Origin of the sequence: Affinundibacterium danionis (genome assembly GCF_042432465.1) — a bacterium.
Taxonomy (GTDB): Bacteria; Pseudomonadota; Gammaproteobacteria; order Burkholderiales; family Burkholderiaceae_D; genus Undibacterium; species Undibacterium danionis.
On record NZ_JBHLXJ010000009.1, the window covers coordinates 216,749 to 232,879 of the forward strand.

Here is a 16,131-nt window from a genome sequence, read left to right on the forward strand (position 1 = left end):
TATCCTGCAAATTGTTGTTGTATTCGAGTGGCCTTAATTGACTTCAATTTTTCTTAATGTCATGATGATTTCGTGCTTATTTCATGTTTCAGCTGGTTCGCGCTCCCCCAATTCTGTTTTTTTCTCTTTGTGATTTTTTTTGCTTGGAGGTTTCTCATGCAGCACTTCCGCTTTAAAAAGACCGTTCTTTCCATCACTGTGACATCCTTGTTTACAGCCCCTTTCGTGTTGGCACAAAGTAGCTCGGCACAGACCAGTACCAATCAGGCGCAGACAGATGAAAAACCTGTTGCGGTCATCGTAACCGGTACCCGTATGTCGAATCGATCTGCGACGAATACCTCTTCACCTATCGATGTGATTTCCGGCGAATCATTAAAAAATATGGGTGTCAGCGAGATCAATCAAGCTTTGTCGGTGGCGCTCCCATCACTGAATTTTCCACGTCCCGGTTTGACTGATGGTACGGATACGATACGCCCGGCCACCTTGCGCGGACTCGGTCCTGATCAGACCTTGGTGCTGGTAAATTCTAAGCGACGTCATTCGTCTGCACTGGTGAATGTGAATGGTACGGTAGGGCGCGGCGCAGCAGCCGTCGATTTGAATACCATACCTACCGCCATCGTGAAGAATATCGAAGTGCTGCGCGACGGTGCATCCGCGCAATATGGTTCTGACGCTTTATCTGGAGTGATCAATTTACGCTTGCGCCAAGATCGTGATGGTGGTGAAGTGACCGCGAGTTATGGTGAACGGATTACTGAGTATGATTACATTCCGGGTACCACACCAACAGGCGCGACGTGGACAGCACCTGGCACCTCACGTAGTCGACATGATGGTAATACCGCGACCGTTAGCCTGTGGAAGGGCTTATCGTTTGGTGACACGGGTTTTGTCACCGTCGCAGCAGAGTTTAAAGATCAAAAAAATACTGAGCGTGCTGGTTGGGATTTTCGTCAGCAATATCCTTTGATTAACGGCGCTTTTGACCCAAAAGAGAAAACAGCAAATCGCTTTAACGCTTGGTATGGTGAGCCTGACTTGAATCAATCCACCGTGTTTGTTAATGCGGGTGAGACAGTCGGCGATGGCGTGAAATTGTATGCTTGGTCGAGCTATCAAAGACGCGATGCGATATCGGCTGGTTTTTTTCGTCGACCCTTGCAAGACCAAAATATCCTGAGCGTTTATCCTGACGGTTTTTTACCCAAGATTGCTCCTAAAGTTGATGACTACAGCGCTACAGCTGGGGTGAGTTGGTCGACTGGCTTGTGGGACTTGGATGCTTCTTTGGGTTACGGCAAAAATAAGATGCAGTTTACGATCAAAGACACGATTAATCGTTCTATTGGACCTAGCAGTAAAAAACAATTTGACGCGGGTGGATTTTCTTACGATCAGTTGGTGTTTAATTTGTCTGCTGTGCGCAATTTCTCACTACCTGATTTAGCTGCCCCCCTTAGTTTTGCGACGGGTTTTGAGGCACGTCGTGAGGGTTATAACTTATTTTCTGGTGAGCCAGATTCTTATCGTTTTGGTGGTGAGAAACTAAGTAATGGTACACCAACCGCGCCGGGTGCACAGGTCTTTCCAGGTTTCACTCCAGCAAACGCTTCGACGAATCATCGAAGCGCGATCGGCGCTTTTCTTGATCTTGAAACTAATTTGACCAAAGCATGGCAAGCGTCTGCTGCTTTACGCGCTGAGCATTATTCTGACTTCGGCAGCAATGTAACGGGCAAAATTGCGACGCGTTACGATTTTAGTTCTGAATTTGGTTTGCGCGGTTCATTGCAAAATGGCTTCAGAGCGCCATCGCCACAGCAGCAATATTTCACTTCTACCGCTACCAATTTTATTAATGGCGTACCGTTTGAAATCACTACTTTCAAGCCGACCGATCCTGCAGCCGTGGCCTTGGGTGCTAAACCTTTAGATGCCGAAAAGTCCTTTAATCAATCTTTAGGTGCAGTATTTAGTTTGGGCAAATTAGGTATTACGGTCGATGCCTATCGTATTCAGTTGAGCAATCGCATTGTTTTATCTGAGAATCTGACTGCAACCAACGTGCGTAACTACTTAACAGCACAGGGCTTTATCGGTATCGGCGGTGGGCGTTTCTTCATTAATGGTGTAGATACCACTACGAAGGGAATTGATATCGTTTCAAATTGGCTGATGTTAACTGAGTCAGCTGGGCGGTTTGATTTTACCTTAGCCGGGAATTTCACTAAAACCCAGGTGACAAAAGTACCTCAAACCGCGCAGTTGGCAGCGTTGACACCTGCGCCCGTATTGTTTGATAGGATTAATGTCTTATCTTTAGAGCGTGGACAGCCGCGCAGTAAAATTAATGCCAGTGTTGATTGGAAACTTTCAGATTTCGGAGCTACGCTGCGCGCTACACGCTATGGTGAAGTCTTAGATCCTGGAACGACAGTCGCATTAGATCAAATTCTGTCACCGAAAACCTTGGTGGATATAGAGTTCCGTTACCAGCTCAGTAAAAAACTAAAACTAGCGATTGGTGCTGACAATGTGTTTGACGTCTATGCTGACGCAAGAGCGCCTCTTTTGAATACAACCGGGGCAACTTCATTTTCTAATTACTCGCCATTTGGTCGCTCTGGACGTTTTGTTTATTTACGCATGAGTTATGCGTTGTAAATTCGGCTTTGTGAATTCAGCTTTGTGAATTGTACGTTGCAAATGATGATTTAGTTCTATTGATGCCTGCTGGCAATTTAGGGGGAGATCAAATTTAGGTCTAGTTTTCACATAATTTGATCCCACTACATTTATATCGGGTTAGGGGGAATCGTTTTATACCGCATAGACGGGCGCAAATCCCCCACCCTTGGTACGGAAATTTGTAGTTTGACCTTGATACAGGCGAGCGGCTAGCCATTGCAATTTTCCTGTGTAAGTATAGGCGCGCAAATCAAACTTCATTCTTCCATCGCTATTGGTATTCGATAAGCAGCGTTCACCAGGAATAATCAAGGTCTGCGCTACATAATCGCCAGCTAGAATTTCTTGCCACACTTTGGTCGTCAATTTATCCCCGCGATAGGCAGCACGACTACCGAAGCCGGTGCAAGGTTTAAAGAAAAACTGACGACGATTTTTCCACAAAAAATCTGCTTTGTCGGGATGAACTAATTCGGTATGTGGTACATATTTTAGTAGCAGGTGTTGAATTGCGGAGGAAACACCTAGAGCTTCCAAGGCTTGATGACTGCTAAATACTGCAAGATTTCTTTTGTCCGCATATAAAGCATGAGCTTGTGGATGTGGAGTCAGGACGATGGCATCACTTAAATACGCCTGATGCAGATGTTGGTGTTCTGATTGCTCTAAGTAGAAATCAGTTAGACGATTATAAATTAAGTCTATGGTCTGTTCCTGATAACGAACCGATCCATCTTCAAATCGTAATTGATCTGGACTACACACGACGGCGTTGATTCCGTGTTTTTGAAAAAGATTTTGAAAAAGTAAAAACTCTGGATATAGGTATTGCGTACCCACATTTTCATCCACAATCGCGATGCTTTTTAAGGGAGTCGTTTGTCCACTGAGTGTCCATTCTTGTTGGAACATGGCGATAATTTCGGTTTCAAAATCGGCGCCGGACGGCGCGGACATAAGCTCTTTTTGTACGGCTTCGCAACATGCATATTGTGCGCGTGCCAGCATAGCGTTGAGCATGGCACCTCCGGCATTGGTATTGATTTCTATGAGCCCTAGCTCTTCTTGATTGATGTGGAAATCGTAGGCAAAAAAAACACCGCGCACATGGCGAGTATGATGTCTGGCAATTGCCGGTGCGTTTTTCAACACATGCGCCTGATAGCTTGGTAAGGCAACGATGTGTTCAATCCCCAGTAGTAGTTGTTGAATATCTTCGATCCGTTGTTTGTCGATAAAAACCGGATGAGCAGAAAATAAATGAGGACAATGTTCTTGTACTAGATCATATACTGCATCATCACCCACTTCGTCACGAAATGCTTGAGCTAAGGCGGCTTGGTCAAGACTAATGCAATAACAATGTGCGTTTAAAGCGCCAGTACTAGTTGAGTAGCGGTCGCAAGTAGCTGGATTATTCGGCAGATCATTAGGTGCTTGAGTCGTCATTTTTTGTCCTTGAAAAACCTTTGATTGACTTTTTACCATAAAATTACGCTTGCGCCGTATTAGATTTGAGTTGAATTCGGGAAAAAGCTGCCCTGAGCTTAAGCTAGTTTTGAAGTAAATTTCAAATGAGTTTGAAGTAAGTTTGAAGAAAGAATCATGGCAGGTTTTGATGCAGGTCAAGAAATGAGATATACGCCTTTTAGTATTCAAACTAAGTGAAAAATTTAGTGTGCAATCTCAGCGAGTAAACTCAATCTCAAAGCTAGGCAGCAAACTTAATAATAAAATTTTTAGGGAAGTTATGACAATTACGATTTATCACAATCCAAAATGCGGCACTTCGCGTAATACTTTGGCCTTGATTCGCAATACTGGTGAAGAACCAGAAATTATTGAGTACTTGACTCAGGTGCCAAGCAAACTACGTCTGCAGGAATTGATAAGCGCAATGGGCGTGCCTGTACGTGAAGTAATGCGCCAGAAAGAAACAATTTACGCGGAATTGCAGTTGGCTGATGCAAAGTGGAGTGACGATGAATTGATCGATTTTATGCTGCAACATCCTATCTTGATTAATCGACCTATCGTGGTCAGTGAAATCGGTGTACGCCTATGTCGACCTTCTGAATTAGTCCTAGATATTTTGAGTAAACCGCAATGCGCTGCATTTAATAAAGAAGATGGGGAAGCGGTGATTGATGCTGCTGGTAAGCGAGTTTAATCAAGCTAATAGTATTAGCTTGTAGTTCAATTGTCGTTGCGCTCCACTATGCGGCAATTATGGATTTTTTTCACTTAAGCTTTCGTGTATTTTGCCCACTTCCATGACTGCCGCAGTTCCATACCATTTGTGGTACTCCGCAATCATTTCACCTTTGATGATGACCGGATCGGTGGCAGTCAATTGCTTCGCTTCTTCTATATCTTTAACCGCAAAAATAAACAAACCGCGCCATCCTTCGGTTCCATCGAATGGGCCAGCTAAGGCGAGTTTTCCATCCGCAGCCAGTCGTTTCATATTGGCAAAATGACCGGCAAACATCTCATCTCTTTCTTTCCCTGCGGGGATCTTGTTTGGCCCCGTTTTTAACACGACTAGTACATAATTACGCATACCTCGTTGATCAGCACCCAGACGTTTTGCGGCGTCGGCGTCGTACTTTGGATTGGTCGGTGTTGAGTTAGCTTGCGCTATGCAATCAGTCGCGATAAAAAATGTCGCCGAAAATAATAGAATTGAAAAAAAGCGAGATACCTTGTACGTCAATAGGTCGCTAGGTGTGATTGGGATGGATTGATACATGATGACTTCCTTGTCTATGAGTGCTGGGTAATTGGCGGCAATAAAATTGGCTGAGCGCACTGTACAAAGTGGTGTGAAATGAAGCTGGAGTAGTATCCTAGTATAGGTGAATATGATCGGTAAACCTATGTCAAACTAAGTACTGTAAAAGTCGCGTGTAGAGAATAGCTTGCGGATTGAATATGCTATTTATTTAAGCAGTTATGAAATGTGTCGTATATCGCCGACAGCTAGATTGAAGTCGTTTTATATTTTGGTCATTTCGATTGTGAGACATAGATATAGTGCAGATTTAGGCGCAAAATGACCCTATCGTAAATGCCGTTTTTCCATTCAGTTACGCTATAAAAATAGCTGGGGATGTGCGTTTAAGTAAGTGAAAAACGAATGTCGGTTTAAGTTAATTTTCTCATCTAATAAACTCTTATGTGCCAAAGCATGCAATCGCCTAAGCGAAATTTGTTGTGCCTCTTTAGTACAGCACCCATCTTGCTATTGATATGCTGCTTAGGCATCGATTCCGTGCATGCGCGTTGCTCACGTTTGATACAAGTGCCTCTGGCCGCCTATAGCTATACCGTGATCGTAAAGGAGAATCAATTTTCTGGTATTTTGCCGGATGTGCTTAGTGGGCTGGAAGCGAAGAGTCGCTGTCGATTTTCCTATACACTGGTGCCGAAAAATCGTCAGGAAATTTTGTTCGAGAAGGGAAAATCGGATTTGCTGGTCAATGCCGTAAAAACTGCAAGACGTGACAGCTTTGGTGTTTTTTTTCCCTTCGTACAATTGCGCGCCGTAGCAATTTCTTTGGAAGGGCAGCTTCCTCCGTTGCATAATGCTAAGGATATTATTGCTCGTAGCGAGATCAAATTAGTTATCGTGCGCGCCTATGATTATGGTCCTGCTTATCAGGCGATCGTGGACGACATGAGTAAGTTGGGACGCGTTGTGGTCGAGCCCGATCCGATTTCTGTCGCTAAGCTGATTCGAGCTAATCCTAAGTACATTACTATCATGGCGCCGACCATTTTTTCTGGCATCGTACAATCCGAACCGGTACTTGAAAGTCTTAATGGCAAGATTCGTTTTGATAAATTGGATGAGCTGCAATGGACCGACAGTGGTGTATATATTTCTAAGGTATCGTTAAGCCCTAGTGATCAAATTTATCTCAAAGCGCAATTTGAAAAATATGCCAATACCGATAGCATTTGGAAAGCCTATCTGAATTACTATCCACCTGAGGTTATTAAAATGGGCATACGCCCGCGCGATACTGGGCACTAGCTCCGTTCTGGTGTGATGTTGTGCGATTCAACATCGTCTTCCTTTTTACTTCACTTCCTCATACATCGTTTATTTACTAGTTCAACTTATGTTCAACTTATTAAGTCAACTCGTTTTTTGATTTAAGTCGCTATCGGCACAGCAGAAAATAGACAAGGCTATTATTGGTCGCTTACGTCGTATTTTGTTCAATCTGAACTAAGTTGTGATATGGCGGTCAATAGAATCTGGTATTGTTTTTCTCTTTTTATTTTCCCTCATTTTTCTGGAGCGACTTATGCGTCCTGCTTTTCCCTTAGTCAGTTTGAGCTTTCTGTTAGCAAGCGCTGAATTGTTGGCACAAACCAGCACTCCAGCTAGTGTCAATAAAGACGCGCCTATCGCAGGTGCTATTGTAGGTGTTAGCGAAAAGACGCCCGAAGCCAAAGCGCAGCCCAGCGCACCGCGTGCGGTTGAAATTGCCGACATGGCAGCTTGGAAGGGAATAAGTTCTGCTGCAATTTCCGCCAATGGTTTGTGGGCAGCTTGGCGTATCAGTGAAGCGGAAGGTGATGCGAATGTCGTTGTGAAATCACTTAACGGTAAAGAAGAATATAGTTTTCCAGCGGGGCAAGGCGCTGGTTCTTTAGAATTTTCTGATGATGGCGCGTGGTTCGCATTCACAGCTCATATGAGCAAAAAAGAGCAAGATGCTGCAAAAAAAGCGAAGAAGCCAGTACAAACTAAAGTTACTTTGGTTGACTTAAAAACAGGCAAAGCCACCACGGTGGATAAAGTACGTAAGTTTGCTTTTGCCAATCAACGTGGTGGTTGGATAGCGATGCATAAAGTGATGGCGGATGGTGCCGCGCCGGCAGCGCCAGCACCAGCAGCACCCGGTGCCCCTGCCGCAGTGGCCAAGCCCAAAGGCTCTGATTTACTGTTGAAGAATTTAAAAACAGGTGTGTCACTTAATTTGGGTAACGTATCTGAATTTGAATTCGACCATCAGGGGCGTTACTTAGCCTATATCGTTGATGCGACAGATAAAGCTGGCAATGCGGTGGTAGTCCAGACGCTTGATAGCGGTGCCAGCCAAGTGCTGGATGAAGGTGAAGTGGTTTATGAAAAATTGTTATGGAATGACAAGGGCACTGGCTTTACTGTTTTAAAAGGCATTGAAGATAAAGCGTATCTGGATAAATTGTGGAATGCTTTGGGCTTTCGCTTAGAGGCGAATAATCGGTTTGTGAAAACACTGGTTGATCCAAGTAAGTTAAAAGATTTTCCAGCTGACATGACGATTTCAGGTGACGCGCAGCCACGATGGAGCAAGGATTTTGCGTGGATTTCTTTTGGTATTAAGGATGCCAAGAAAAAACCAAAGGATGAAAAGAAAGAGCCAGAGGTCGATGAAAAAGTGAATCTGGTGCTTTGGCACCACCAAGATAAACGTTTACCGACTCAGCAAAAAGTACAGCAAGATATGGATAAAAAACGTTCTGCTGCCGCTTTGTATCGCGTGGCGGACGACAAATTTGTGCGTATTGGTGATGAGAAGTTGACTAGTGTTTCCTTGCCCTTGGCGGGTGATTGGGCTTTAGCGCAAGATGATAGTGAATATCAACGCCAAGCTAGTATGGATGGTCGCCGTTTTAGTGATGTCTATGCGGTGAATTTGAAAAATGGCGAACGCCGTTTATTGACTAAGCAGGCGAGTTGGACTTTTGGATTGGCTTATGACGGACGTCACTACCTGCATTATGAGGATGGTCATTTCTTTAGCGTGGAAATGGCCAGCGGTAAGCGCCATAATCTGACGACCGGTTTGAACGCAAGTTTCATTAACTTGGAAGATGACCACAATTTGGTGAAACCACCGGTGCAGCCGTTTGGTTGGAGTTCAGATAGTCGTTATGTATTGTTGAGTGATGGCTGGGATATTTGGAAAATGCCGGCGGATGGCGGCAAAGCAGTGCAATTGACCAGCGATGGTCAGCGCGATCAAGTGCGTTACCAACGTCGCATGGTGCTAGATCAAGATGAAAAAGGAATTGACCTGAGTAAGCCGCAGTATTTTAGTGCTTATGGTGAATGGACTAAGAAGGCAGGCTTTTTGCGTTTGGAGCCGAATGGAAACGTAAAGCGCTTAGCATTTGATGATGTGTCCTATCGTCGCCTATTAAAAGCAGAAAAGGCGGATGTCTATTTACTGTCTAAAGAAACCGCCATTGCGCCCCCCGATCTGTATGTCAGTGGCGAGCAATTAAGTGATACGCGTAAGCTCACTGATCTCGTCAGCCAAGAGAAAAATTACACCATGGGGAGTGGTGCTATGTTGGTTAATTATGTCGGCACGGACGGCAAAAAATTGCAGGGCGCTTTGTTTTTGCCAACCAATTATCAAGCCGGCAAAGCGTATCCAACCATAGTCTATATCTATGAAAAGTTAAGTCAGGGTTTGAATAGCTATACGCAGCCTGTGGTTGGTGGTGGCGGTTTCAATCGCGCCTATTACACTAGCCACGGTTATGCGGTATTTAATCCTGATATCACTTATCGTTTAAATGATCCGGGTGTGAGTGCTAAAGAGAGTGTTTTACCGGCATTGCAAGCAGCTATTGCTACCGGTGTGGTTGATGCGAAGCGAGTGGGTTTGCAAGGACATAGCTGGGGTGGCTATCAAACAGCTTTCTTAGTGACTCAAACCGATGTTTTCAAAGCAGCATCAGCAGGCGCTGCCTTGACCAATATGATTAGTATGTACAGTTTGGTTTATAAGAATTCTGGCAGTACCAATCAAGCGATATTTGAAAGCAGCCAAGGACGCTTCTTAGGCGCGTATAACGATCATTGGGAAGCCTATGTTCGCAATAGTCCAGTGTTCTTTGCCAAGAACGTAAAAACGCCTTTGTTGATGCTACAGAACGACGTGGATGGTGCGGTGGATTACACCCAAGGTGTTGAGTATTTCAATACCTTACGCCGCGCCGGTAAAGACGTGATCATGTTGGAATATCCAGGCGAGAATCATGGCTTGGTGAAAAAATCAAATCAAAAAGATTACATGCAGCGTATGAAAGAATTTTTTGATTTCCATTTGAAAGATAAGGCAGCGCCAGAATGGTTAACTAAAGGTGTGGCTTGGTTGAAGATGGAGGAACATTTGAAAGAACGTGCTAGTTTGGTCAATCCGCCGGAGATAAAAACACCTGCTAAGCTGGACGATAAAAAAGTAGGTGAACCGAAAGCTGCAACTGGTGAGGTTAAGGCGCAGTAAGCTGTTCTGTCATTGAGCAAAAAGCCGATATCACGGAGATGAACAGAGTCTCAACAGAACCTCGAAAGTTGGACGCCAACTTTCGAGGTTTTTGTTTCGAGGCTTTGTGCGATTAGTGCTGCTATTTTTTAGTTTTTGGTACTTGCTTGGCCCAATCTAGCATTTCACTTTCCATGATAGATAATGGAACCGATCCTAAACTTAATAATTTGTCGTGAAAGGCTTTGAGGTCAAATTGCTCGCCAAGTATTTCTGTCGTTTTTTGACGAACTTCACGTATTTTTAATTCGCCTAGCTTGTAAGCAAGTGCCTGGCCTGGCCAAGAAATATAGCGATCAATTTCGGTGGTGATTTCATGTTCTGATAACGCGGTGTTGTCGCGCATAAATGCTAAGGCTTGATCGCGCGTCCAAGCTTTGGCGTGCATGCCAGTGTCAACGACCAAACGTGAGGCGCGCCACATTTCATAGACCAAGCGACCAAAGTGGTGGTAGGGCGTTTCATAAAATCCCATTTCTACGCCCAGATGTTCTGCATATAAGGCCCAACCTTCGCCAAAGGCTGAAATGTAAGCGTTACGCCGAAACTCAGGTTGTTCTGCTTGTTCGCCGGCCAAAGCAATTTGCAAATGATGACCTGGTACGGCCTCATGCAAAGTTAGTGCCGGTAGCGCCCACATCGGACGTTGGTCTAACAACGAGGTGTTGACCCAATAATTTGATGGGCGCTTGGGATCACCACTACCTGCATAGCGACCAGCAGTATACGTCGGCGCGATATCTTCCGGTACAGCTTGAATGCCATACGGTTTACGTGGCAATTGACCAAAATAGCGGATTAATAGGCCATCCGATTTTTTTGCCCAATAGGATGCTTCTGCCAATAATTCGTGACCAGTCTTTGCATAAAATTGTGGATCGGTACGCAGAAAGTGCAAGAACGCTTTGAAGTCGCCATTGAACTTAAGGTCATGAATAATGTTGCCCATTTCACTGCGAATTCGCGCGACTTCTGACAGGCCGATCGCATGGATTTCTTCTGGGCTGTTGTTTAAAGTGGTGTATTCAAAAATTTGCGCTTGATAGAATGCCTTGCCGTTTGGAAGCTCATAAGCGGCAATGGTTTTGCGTGCCTTAGGCATGTACTCATTGCGGATAAAGCTGAGTAAATCTTGGTAGGCGGGAATGACTTTTTCAGTGATTAATTTTTTTGCGCGCTTTTGTAATTCCTGCTGTTGCGTTGGCGTGATGTTGGCAGGTAATTGCGTGAATGCTTTGTAAAATACACTTTGCTCAACATTGCTGACCACATGTCTTTGGATGCTAGCATCACGATCTGTCAACACCACTTGCGGCATCGTCATCCCACGTTCTATGCCCAGCTTCATCAAGGCAATCTTTTGATTAAAGTTGCGCGGAATGCTGGCGAGTTGTTTTAAATATTGTTCGCAAGCTTTGAGATTTGCGCAACGCGTCGATTCTGCGGCACCGGCGGTCCCCGCCCAAAATTGGCTGTCCGAATTGAAGGTGAGTAGATGCGCATTTAAGCTGATGGCATTAATACGATTGGTGAGCTGATCAGAAAAAATTTTTAAATTAATTTTTGATTCGTTTGATAACGCACTTGCTTCAATATGACGCGCTGCTTCGGCGAGCTCACGCCAAACTTTTAGACGCCTTTGTTCGGCCGCATCACTGTAGTCTGCGATAGTAATTTCATCTTCATCATCAACGGGGCGACGGCCGGGAAATTCCTTATTTCGATAGGCAGCTTCTTTTTGGTAAAGCAATTTGAATGCTTGCTCCGCCTTGAGCTGTTTTGCATTCGATTTGTCGGCTGTCGTTGTGCTGGTACTTTGCCCTTTGTCTTTACTAAGTTGCGCTTGCTGCCCATTTGATTCATTGATCTTATTGGTGGCGTGCGCAGTCGTGATAGCAAAACTACTTATAGCGGTGATCAAAGCAAGAGTAAGTGGGCGCAAGCTGGGGGCTTGTTGGTGGCGCGCCAGGAATGATTTTTTATTTGTGTAATGCATACATGTCTCCGAGTGGTCATGAAAATGAATGTGCTAAATAAATATACTACAAATATACGTCGTGGTCGCTTTGTATCTTGTCAGTTATGATGGGGCAAGTGAGATGCGGGATCATCTTCATCTGATTTTGAACTGTCATTACCGTCCATGTATAGGTTTAAATATAGGACTAAATATAGGCCTAAATATTTTTGAGGCTGTGTGGTACAAGGTACAAAAAATCAGTGTTGTTGGATTGCTTAAGATAGTGTGTACAAGTGACATTTCTTAGACAGCTTGTTGTCGCCTTGTTACACTGAATCAAACTGAAAATTATATAAACCAAATACGAGTCCTTAGCATGACAACTTTAGCTTCATACACCGCTCATTTCTGGTCCAGTGCAGAACTGGGTGCCAATTCCATTATTTTTCTTAATTTGACTGGAGCCATGTTACTAGGCTTTTTGGTTGGATATGAGCGCTCCTACCATGGTCGGGCAGCTGGGATGCGAACTTATGGACTGGTGTGTATGGCTTCGGCTGCTTTGGTAGTCATTGCGGGTTACCCCGATTTTTGGTTTGGCGCTCGCTCGCTGGCGCCGGTAGCCTTAGATCCTTCCCGCACCATACAGGGCATTGTTACTGGCATTGGTTTTCTGGGTGCTGGAGTTATCATGAAAGAGGGATTTAGCATTAGCGGCTTAACAACTGCCGCCTCTTTATGGGCTTCTTCCGCGATTGGCATTCTGGTTGGTGTTGGTTTTTATGCCGCAGCAATCCTGTTAGCTTTTCTTTCGGCTGCGTGCATGATTTGGGTGTACAAGCTGGAAGCCTGGTTGCCTGCGCGGCAGGCAATCTCTATTGCTATGCAATTTAGAGAGGGGTTTATTGCGAATGAAGCAGCGATTCGTAAGCTGGCACTTGAGCGCGGTTATGAGGTTGCTAGTGGCACCATTACCATCTCCTTAAAAGAAGGGCGAACCGAATGGCGCTTTGTGGCGGTCGCTTTAAATCGAAAGTCGGCCAATCCTATCAGCGCACTCTCTGAAGAAATGAGTAAATTTGAAGGCTTAGTTTCTTATCAGCTCGCACATGCTCGCAACTAGTTTCTTGTTTTGTGCCTACAAGGCAAATCTCTAATTAATCGCCTAAAACAGAAAAATTGCGAGTAATCTCAAAAAGCTATTGACAGCTAAAACAAACATCTCCATAATTCGGGGTTCCCTGGGAGGGGTGGCCGAGTGGTTAAAGGCGACAGACTGTAAATCTGTTCTCTCTGAGTACGCTGGTTCGAATCCAGCCCCCTCCACCAGGCAGAATTTGTGGCTGAAGTTGTTTCGAATCAGTTTCGTATGCGGGTGTAGCTCAATGGTAGAGCCGAAGCCTTCCAAGCTTAAGACGAGGGTTCGATTCCCTTCACCCGCTCCAAGTTTAAAGTTTGTCTGTGCATGTGTGTTGTGCAAAGAGCTGCCCTTGTAGCTCAGTGGTAGAGCACTCCCTTGGTAAGGGAGAGGCCACGTGTTCAATCCACGTCAAGGGCACCAGTGTAGTTTTAAATCATCGTCTTCGCATTGTTATTGTCAGGCGTGTGTCTGATAGCTTAAGAAGATCTCTCACAATCGTTAGGAGTCTAAAATGGCAAAAGGTAAGTTTGAACGCACCAAGCCGCACGTAAACGTCGGTACAATTGGTCACGTGGATCACGGTAAAACGACATTGACAGCAGCGATTGCGACAGTATTGTCAGCAAAATTCGGCGGCGAAGCAAAGAAATACGACGAAATCGATGCAGCTCCAGAAGAAAAAGCACGTGGTATTACTATTAATACAGCGCACGTAGAATACGAAACAGCAGCGCGTCACTATGCGCACGTTGACTGCCCAGGCCATGCTGATTATGTTAAAAACATGATTACTGGTGCTGCTCAGATGGACGGCGCGATCTTAGTTTGCTCCGCAGCAGACGGTCCAATGCCACAAACGCGTGAGCACATCTTGTTGGCTCGCCAAGTTGGTGTTCCATACATCATCGTATTCTTGAATAAATGCGACATGGTTGATGACGCTGAGTTGTTGGAATTGGTTGAAATGGAAGTTCGTGAATTATTGTCTAAATACGAATTCCCAGGCGACGATTTGCCTATCATCCAAGGTTCTGCAAAATTGGCGCTCGAAGGCGACAAAGGTTCATTGGGTGAGGAAGCGATCATGAAATTGGCGGATGCGTTGGATTCTTATATCCCAACTCCAGAACGTGCTGTTGACGGCGCATTCTTGTTGCCAGTCGAAGACGTATTCTCTATTTCTGGTCGTGGTACAGTTGTTACTGGTCGTGTTGAGCGCGGTATCATCAAAGTCGGCGAAGAAATTGAAATCGTTGGCATCAAAGACACAGTAAAAACAACATGTACTGGTGTTGAAATGTTCCGTAAATTGCTCGACCAAGGTCAAGCAGGTGATAACGTAGGTGTATTGTTGCGCGGTACAAAACGTGAAGATATCCAACGTGGTCAAGTTTTGGCTAAACCAGGTTCAATCAAGCCACATAGTCACTTCACAGGCGAGATCTACGTTTTGTCTAAAGATGAAGGTGGTCGTCACACACCATTCTTCAACAACTATCGTCCACAGTTCTACTTCCGTACAACGGACGTAACTGGTTCGATCGAGTTGCCGAAAGACAAAGAGATGGTTATGCCAGGTGATAACGTTTCTATCACGGTTAAATTGATCAACCCGATCGCGATGGAAGAAGGTCTCCGTTTCGCGATTCGTGAAGGTGGTCGTACTGTTGGTGCTGGTGTTGTTGCTAAAATCATCGAGTAATTTGTTTTAAGTAGTAAAGATGAGTCCGGTAGTAACTATAAAGGTTGCTACCCCTCATTTGTCAAAGCTGTAGGGGTGTAGCTCAACTGGCAGAGCGTCGGTCTCCAAAACCGAAGGTCGTAAGTTCGATCCTTACCGCCCCTGCCACCATCAAGGCCAAAAGGCATCGAAAGTAAACGTCAGTATGTCTAACCAAACAGTTCAAACCGTTAGCACTTCCAGTGATAAATATAAGATAGTTCTTGCCATACTTGCGGCAGTCGCTGGCGTGGTTGCGTTTTATGTTCTTGCTGGTCAGGCGAAATATGTTCGTTTGGGTGCTTTGTTTGGTGGTTTGGCTCTGGCTCTCGTGCTGATCTTTGTTTCAGAGACTGGTCGTGAGTTGGTGTCATTTGCTAAAGAATCGATTCGTGAAGCTAAGAAGGTAGTCTGGCCGACGCGTAAAGAGGCGGGTCAAATGACGGCAGTCGTATTTGGGTTTGTATTGATTATGTCGATCTTCCTATTTACTACTGATAAAGTTCTTGAATATTTGATTATGAACGTAATTCTTGGGCTTAAATAATGAGCGAACAAAACTCAGAAAATAATGTGGATAACGCGCCAGAGCAAGACTCTGGTGTTTCTGTCCCTAAGAGTGCAAAAAAATGGTATGCGGTGCATGCCTATTCTGGTATGGAAAAGAGTGTTCAGCGTGCATTGGTGGAGCGTATTGAACGCGCCGAAATGCAAGATATGTTTGGACAAATTCTAGTGCCTACCGAAGAAGTAATTGAAGTTAAAAATGGCAAGAAAAGTGTTACTGAACGTCGTTTGTTTCCGAGTTACGTGTTTGTAGAAATGGAAATGACAGATGATACCTGGCACTTGGTTAAGAATACTAGCAAGGTAACTGGATTTATCGGTGGCAAATCGAATAAGCCTGCGCCTATCCCACGTCACGAAATCGAAAAGGTTCTGCAGCAAGTTCAAGATGGTGTTGAAAAGCCAAGACCAAAAGTGCTGTATGAAGTTGGTGAAGTTGTTCGGATTAAAGAGGGTCCATTCACCGATTTCAACGGCAATGTTGAAGAAGTCAATTACGGTAAATCGAAAGTGCGCGTTAATGTAACGATTTTTGGTCGCGCAACACCAGTTGATTTGGAATTTGCCCAAGTTGAAAAAGTTTAAGTAGTTTGATGCTGTAGGCGGGGCTAGCACCGTGTAGAAATACAAAGCTAGTGAAAAAGCGAGGAGCCTGTTGCTTGGTTATCTGAACAAAAGGCGCTACCACTCAATCATAGAAGGAGCCATC

The 16,131-nt window shown here is 44.8% G+C and carries 11 protein-coding genes and 4 tRNA genes; 12 read left to right on the forward strand and 3 right to left on the reverse strand.

The genetic code is table 11. The features are described 5' to 3' along the window. The first annotated feature begins 156 nt into the window (after positions 1-156). Complete coding sequence (locus tag ACFFJH_RS09195; RefSeq protein ID WP_390211834.1) at positions 157-2,673, forward strand: TonB-dependent receptor plug domain-containing protein; 2,517 nt, start codon at positions 157-159, stop codon at positions 2,671-2,673. Positions 2,674-2,829: 156 nt separating this feature from the next. Here ACFFJH_RS09195 and ACFFJH_RS09200 read toward each other — a convergent pair whose 3' ends face one another. Beyond that, on the reverse strand, positions 2,830-4,146 hold the full coding sequence (locus ACFFJH_RS09200) for a hypothetical protein (RefSeq protein WP_390211835.1): 1,317 nt from the start codon (positions 4,144-4,146) through the stop codon (positions 2,830-2,832). A 301-nt stretch (positions 4,147-4,447) separates the two neighbouring features. On the opposite strand from ACFFJH_RS09200, the gene arsC reads away from it, so the two are divergent. Beyond that, positions 4,448-4,867, forward strand: a complete 420-nt coding sequence (gene arsC, locus ACFFJH_RS09205; protein ID WP_390211836.1) for an arsenate reductase (glutaredoxin) — start codon at positions 4,448-4,450, stop codon at positions 4,865-4,867. A gap of 57 nt (positions 4,868-4,924) precedes the next feature. Here the strand turns inward: arsC and ACFFJH_RS09210 are convergent, their stop codons facing one another. Then, complete coding sequence (locus ACFFJH_RS09210) at positions 4,925-5,449, reverse strand: YciI family protein (RefSeq protein ID WP_390211837.1); 525 nt, start codon at positions 5,447-5,449, stop codon at positions 4,925-4,927. A gap of 438 nt (positions 5,450-5,887) precedes the next feature. Between ACFFJH_RS09210 and ACFFJH_RS09215 the strand changes: the two genes are divergently transcribed. Further along, positions 5,888-6,736: a type 2 periplasmic-binding domain-containing protein gene (locus tag ACFFJH_RS09215; protein ID WP_390211838.1), complete on the forward strand. Its 849-nt coding sequence runs from the start codon at positions 5,888-5,890 to the stop codon at positions 6,734-6,736. Between the two features lie 277 nt (positions 6,737-7,013). Then, a complete protein-coding gene (locus tag ACFFJH_RS09220) occupies positions 7,014-9,995 on the forward strand; it encodes a S9 family peptidase (RefSeq protein WP_390211839.1) in 2,982 nt (993 codons plus the stop codon). A gap of 121 nt (positions 9,996-10,116) precedes the next feature. Here ACFFJH_RS09220 and ACFFJH_RS09225 read toward each other — a convergent pair whose 3' ends face one another. Then, a complete protein-coding gene (locus tag ACFFJH_RS09225) occupies positions 10,117-12,030 on the reverse strand; it encodes a DUF885 domain-containing protein (protein ID WP_390211840.1) in 1,914 nt (637 codons plus the stop codon). Positions 12,031-12,370: 340 nt separating this feature from the next. Between ACFFJH_RS09225 and ACFFJH_RS09230 the strand changes: the two genes are divergently transcribed. The 8 genes from ACFFJH_RS09230 to nusG all read left to right on the forward strand — a co-directional run bounded on the left by ACFFJH_RS09230 (position 12,371) and on the right by nusG (position 16,007). Continuing rightward, on the forward strand, positions 12,371-13,117 hold the full coding sequence (locus ACFFJH_RS09230; RefSeq protein ID WP_390211841.1) for an MgtC/SapB family protein: 747 nt from the start codon (positions 12,371-12,373) through the stop codon (positions 13,115-13,117). A gap of 121 nt (positions 13,118-13,238) precedes the next feature. Then, positions 13,239-13,323: transfer RNA gene (locus tag ACFFJH_RS09235), tRNA-Tyr, on the forward strand. A gap of 42 nt (positions 13,324-13,365) precedes the next feature. After that, positions 13,366-13,439: transfer RNA gene (locus ACFFJH_RS09240), tRNA-Gly, on the forward strand. Positions 13,440-13,480: 41 nt separating this feature from the next. Next, positions 13,481-13,555 (forward strand) — tRNA-Thr (locus ACFFJH_RS09245). 91 nt (positions 13,556-13,646) lie between these two features. Then, positions 13,647-14,837 (forward strand): elongation factor Tu, encoded by a 1,191-nt coding sequence (gene tuf, locus ACFFJH_RS09250; RefSeq protein ID WP_390211842.1) that lies wholly within the window; start codon positions 13,647-13,649, stop codon positions 14,835-14,837. Between the two features lie 71 nt (positions 14,838-14,908). Next, positions 14,909-14,984: transfer RNA gene (locus ACFFJH_RS09255), tRNA-Trp, on the forward strand. 37 nt (positions 14,985-15,021) lie between these two features. Continuing rightward, entirely contained in the window at positions 15,022-15,402 is a 381-nt protein-coding gene (gene secE / locus ACFFJH_RS09260) for a preprotein translocase subunit SecE (RefSeq protein WP_390211843.1), read from the forward strand. Continuing rightward, on the forward strand, positions 15,402-16,007 hold the full coding sequence (nusG, locus tag ACFFJH_RS09265; protein WP_390211844.1) for a transcription termination/antitermination protein NusG: 606 nt from the start codon (positions 15,402-15,404) through the stop codon (positions 16,005-16,007). Before secE ends, nusG begins: the two co-directional genes overlap by 1 nt. The last annotated feature ends 124 nt before the right edge of the window (positions 16,008-16,131 follow it).

Coding starts and splice junctions, on each gene's coding strand:
- ACFFJH_RS09195 (WP_390211834.1), top strand. CDS start 157: ATGCAGCACTTCCGCTTTAAAAAGACCGTTCTTTCCATCACTGTGACA.
- ACFFJH_RS09200 (WP_390211835.1), bottom strand. CDS start 4,146: ATGACGACTCAAGCACCTAATGATCTGCCGAATAATCCAGCTACTTGC.
- arsC (WP_390211836.1), top strand. CDS start 4,448: ATGACAATTACGATTTATCACAATCCAAAATGCGGCACTTCGCGTAAT.
- ACFFJH_RS09210 (WP_390211837.1), bottom strand. CDS start 5,449: ATGTATCAATCCATCCCAATCACACCTAGCGACCTATTGACGTACAAG.
- ACFFJH_RS09215 (WP_390211838.1), top strand. CDS start 5,888: ATGCAATCGCCTAAGCGAAATTTGTTGTGCCTCTTTAGTACAGCACCC.
- ACFFJH_RS09220 (WP_390211839.1), top strand. CDS start 7,014: ATGCGTCCTGCTTTTCCCTTAGTCAGTTTGAGCTTTCTGTTAGCAAGC.
- ACFFJH_RS09225 (WP_390211840.1), bottom strand. CDS start 12,030: ATGCATTACACAAATAAAAAATCATTCCTGGCGCGCCACCAACAAGCC.
- ACFFJH_RS09230 (WP_390211841.1), top strand. CDS start 12,371: ATGACAACTTTAGCTTCATACACCGCTCATTTCTGGTCCAGTGCAGAA.
- tuf (WP_390211842.1), top strand. CDS start 13,647: ATGGCAAAAGGTAAGTTTGAACGCACCAAGCCGCACGTAAACGTCGGT.
- secE (WP_390211843.1), top strand. CDS start 15,022: ATGTCTAACCAAACAGTTCAAACCGTTAGCACTTCCAGTGATAAATAT.
- nusG (WP_390211844.1), top strand. CDS start 15,402: ATGAGCGAACAAAACTCAGAAAATAATGTGGATAACGCGCCAGAGCAA.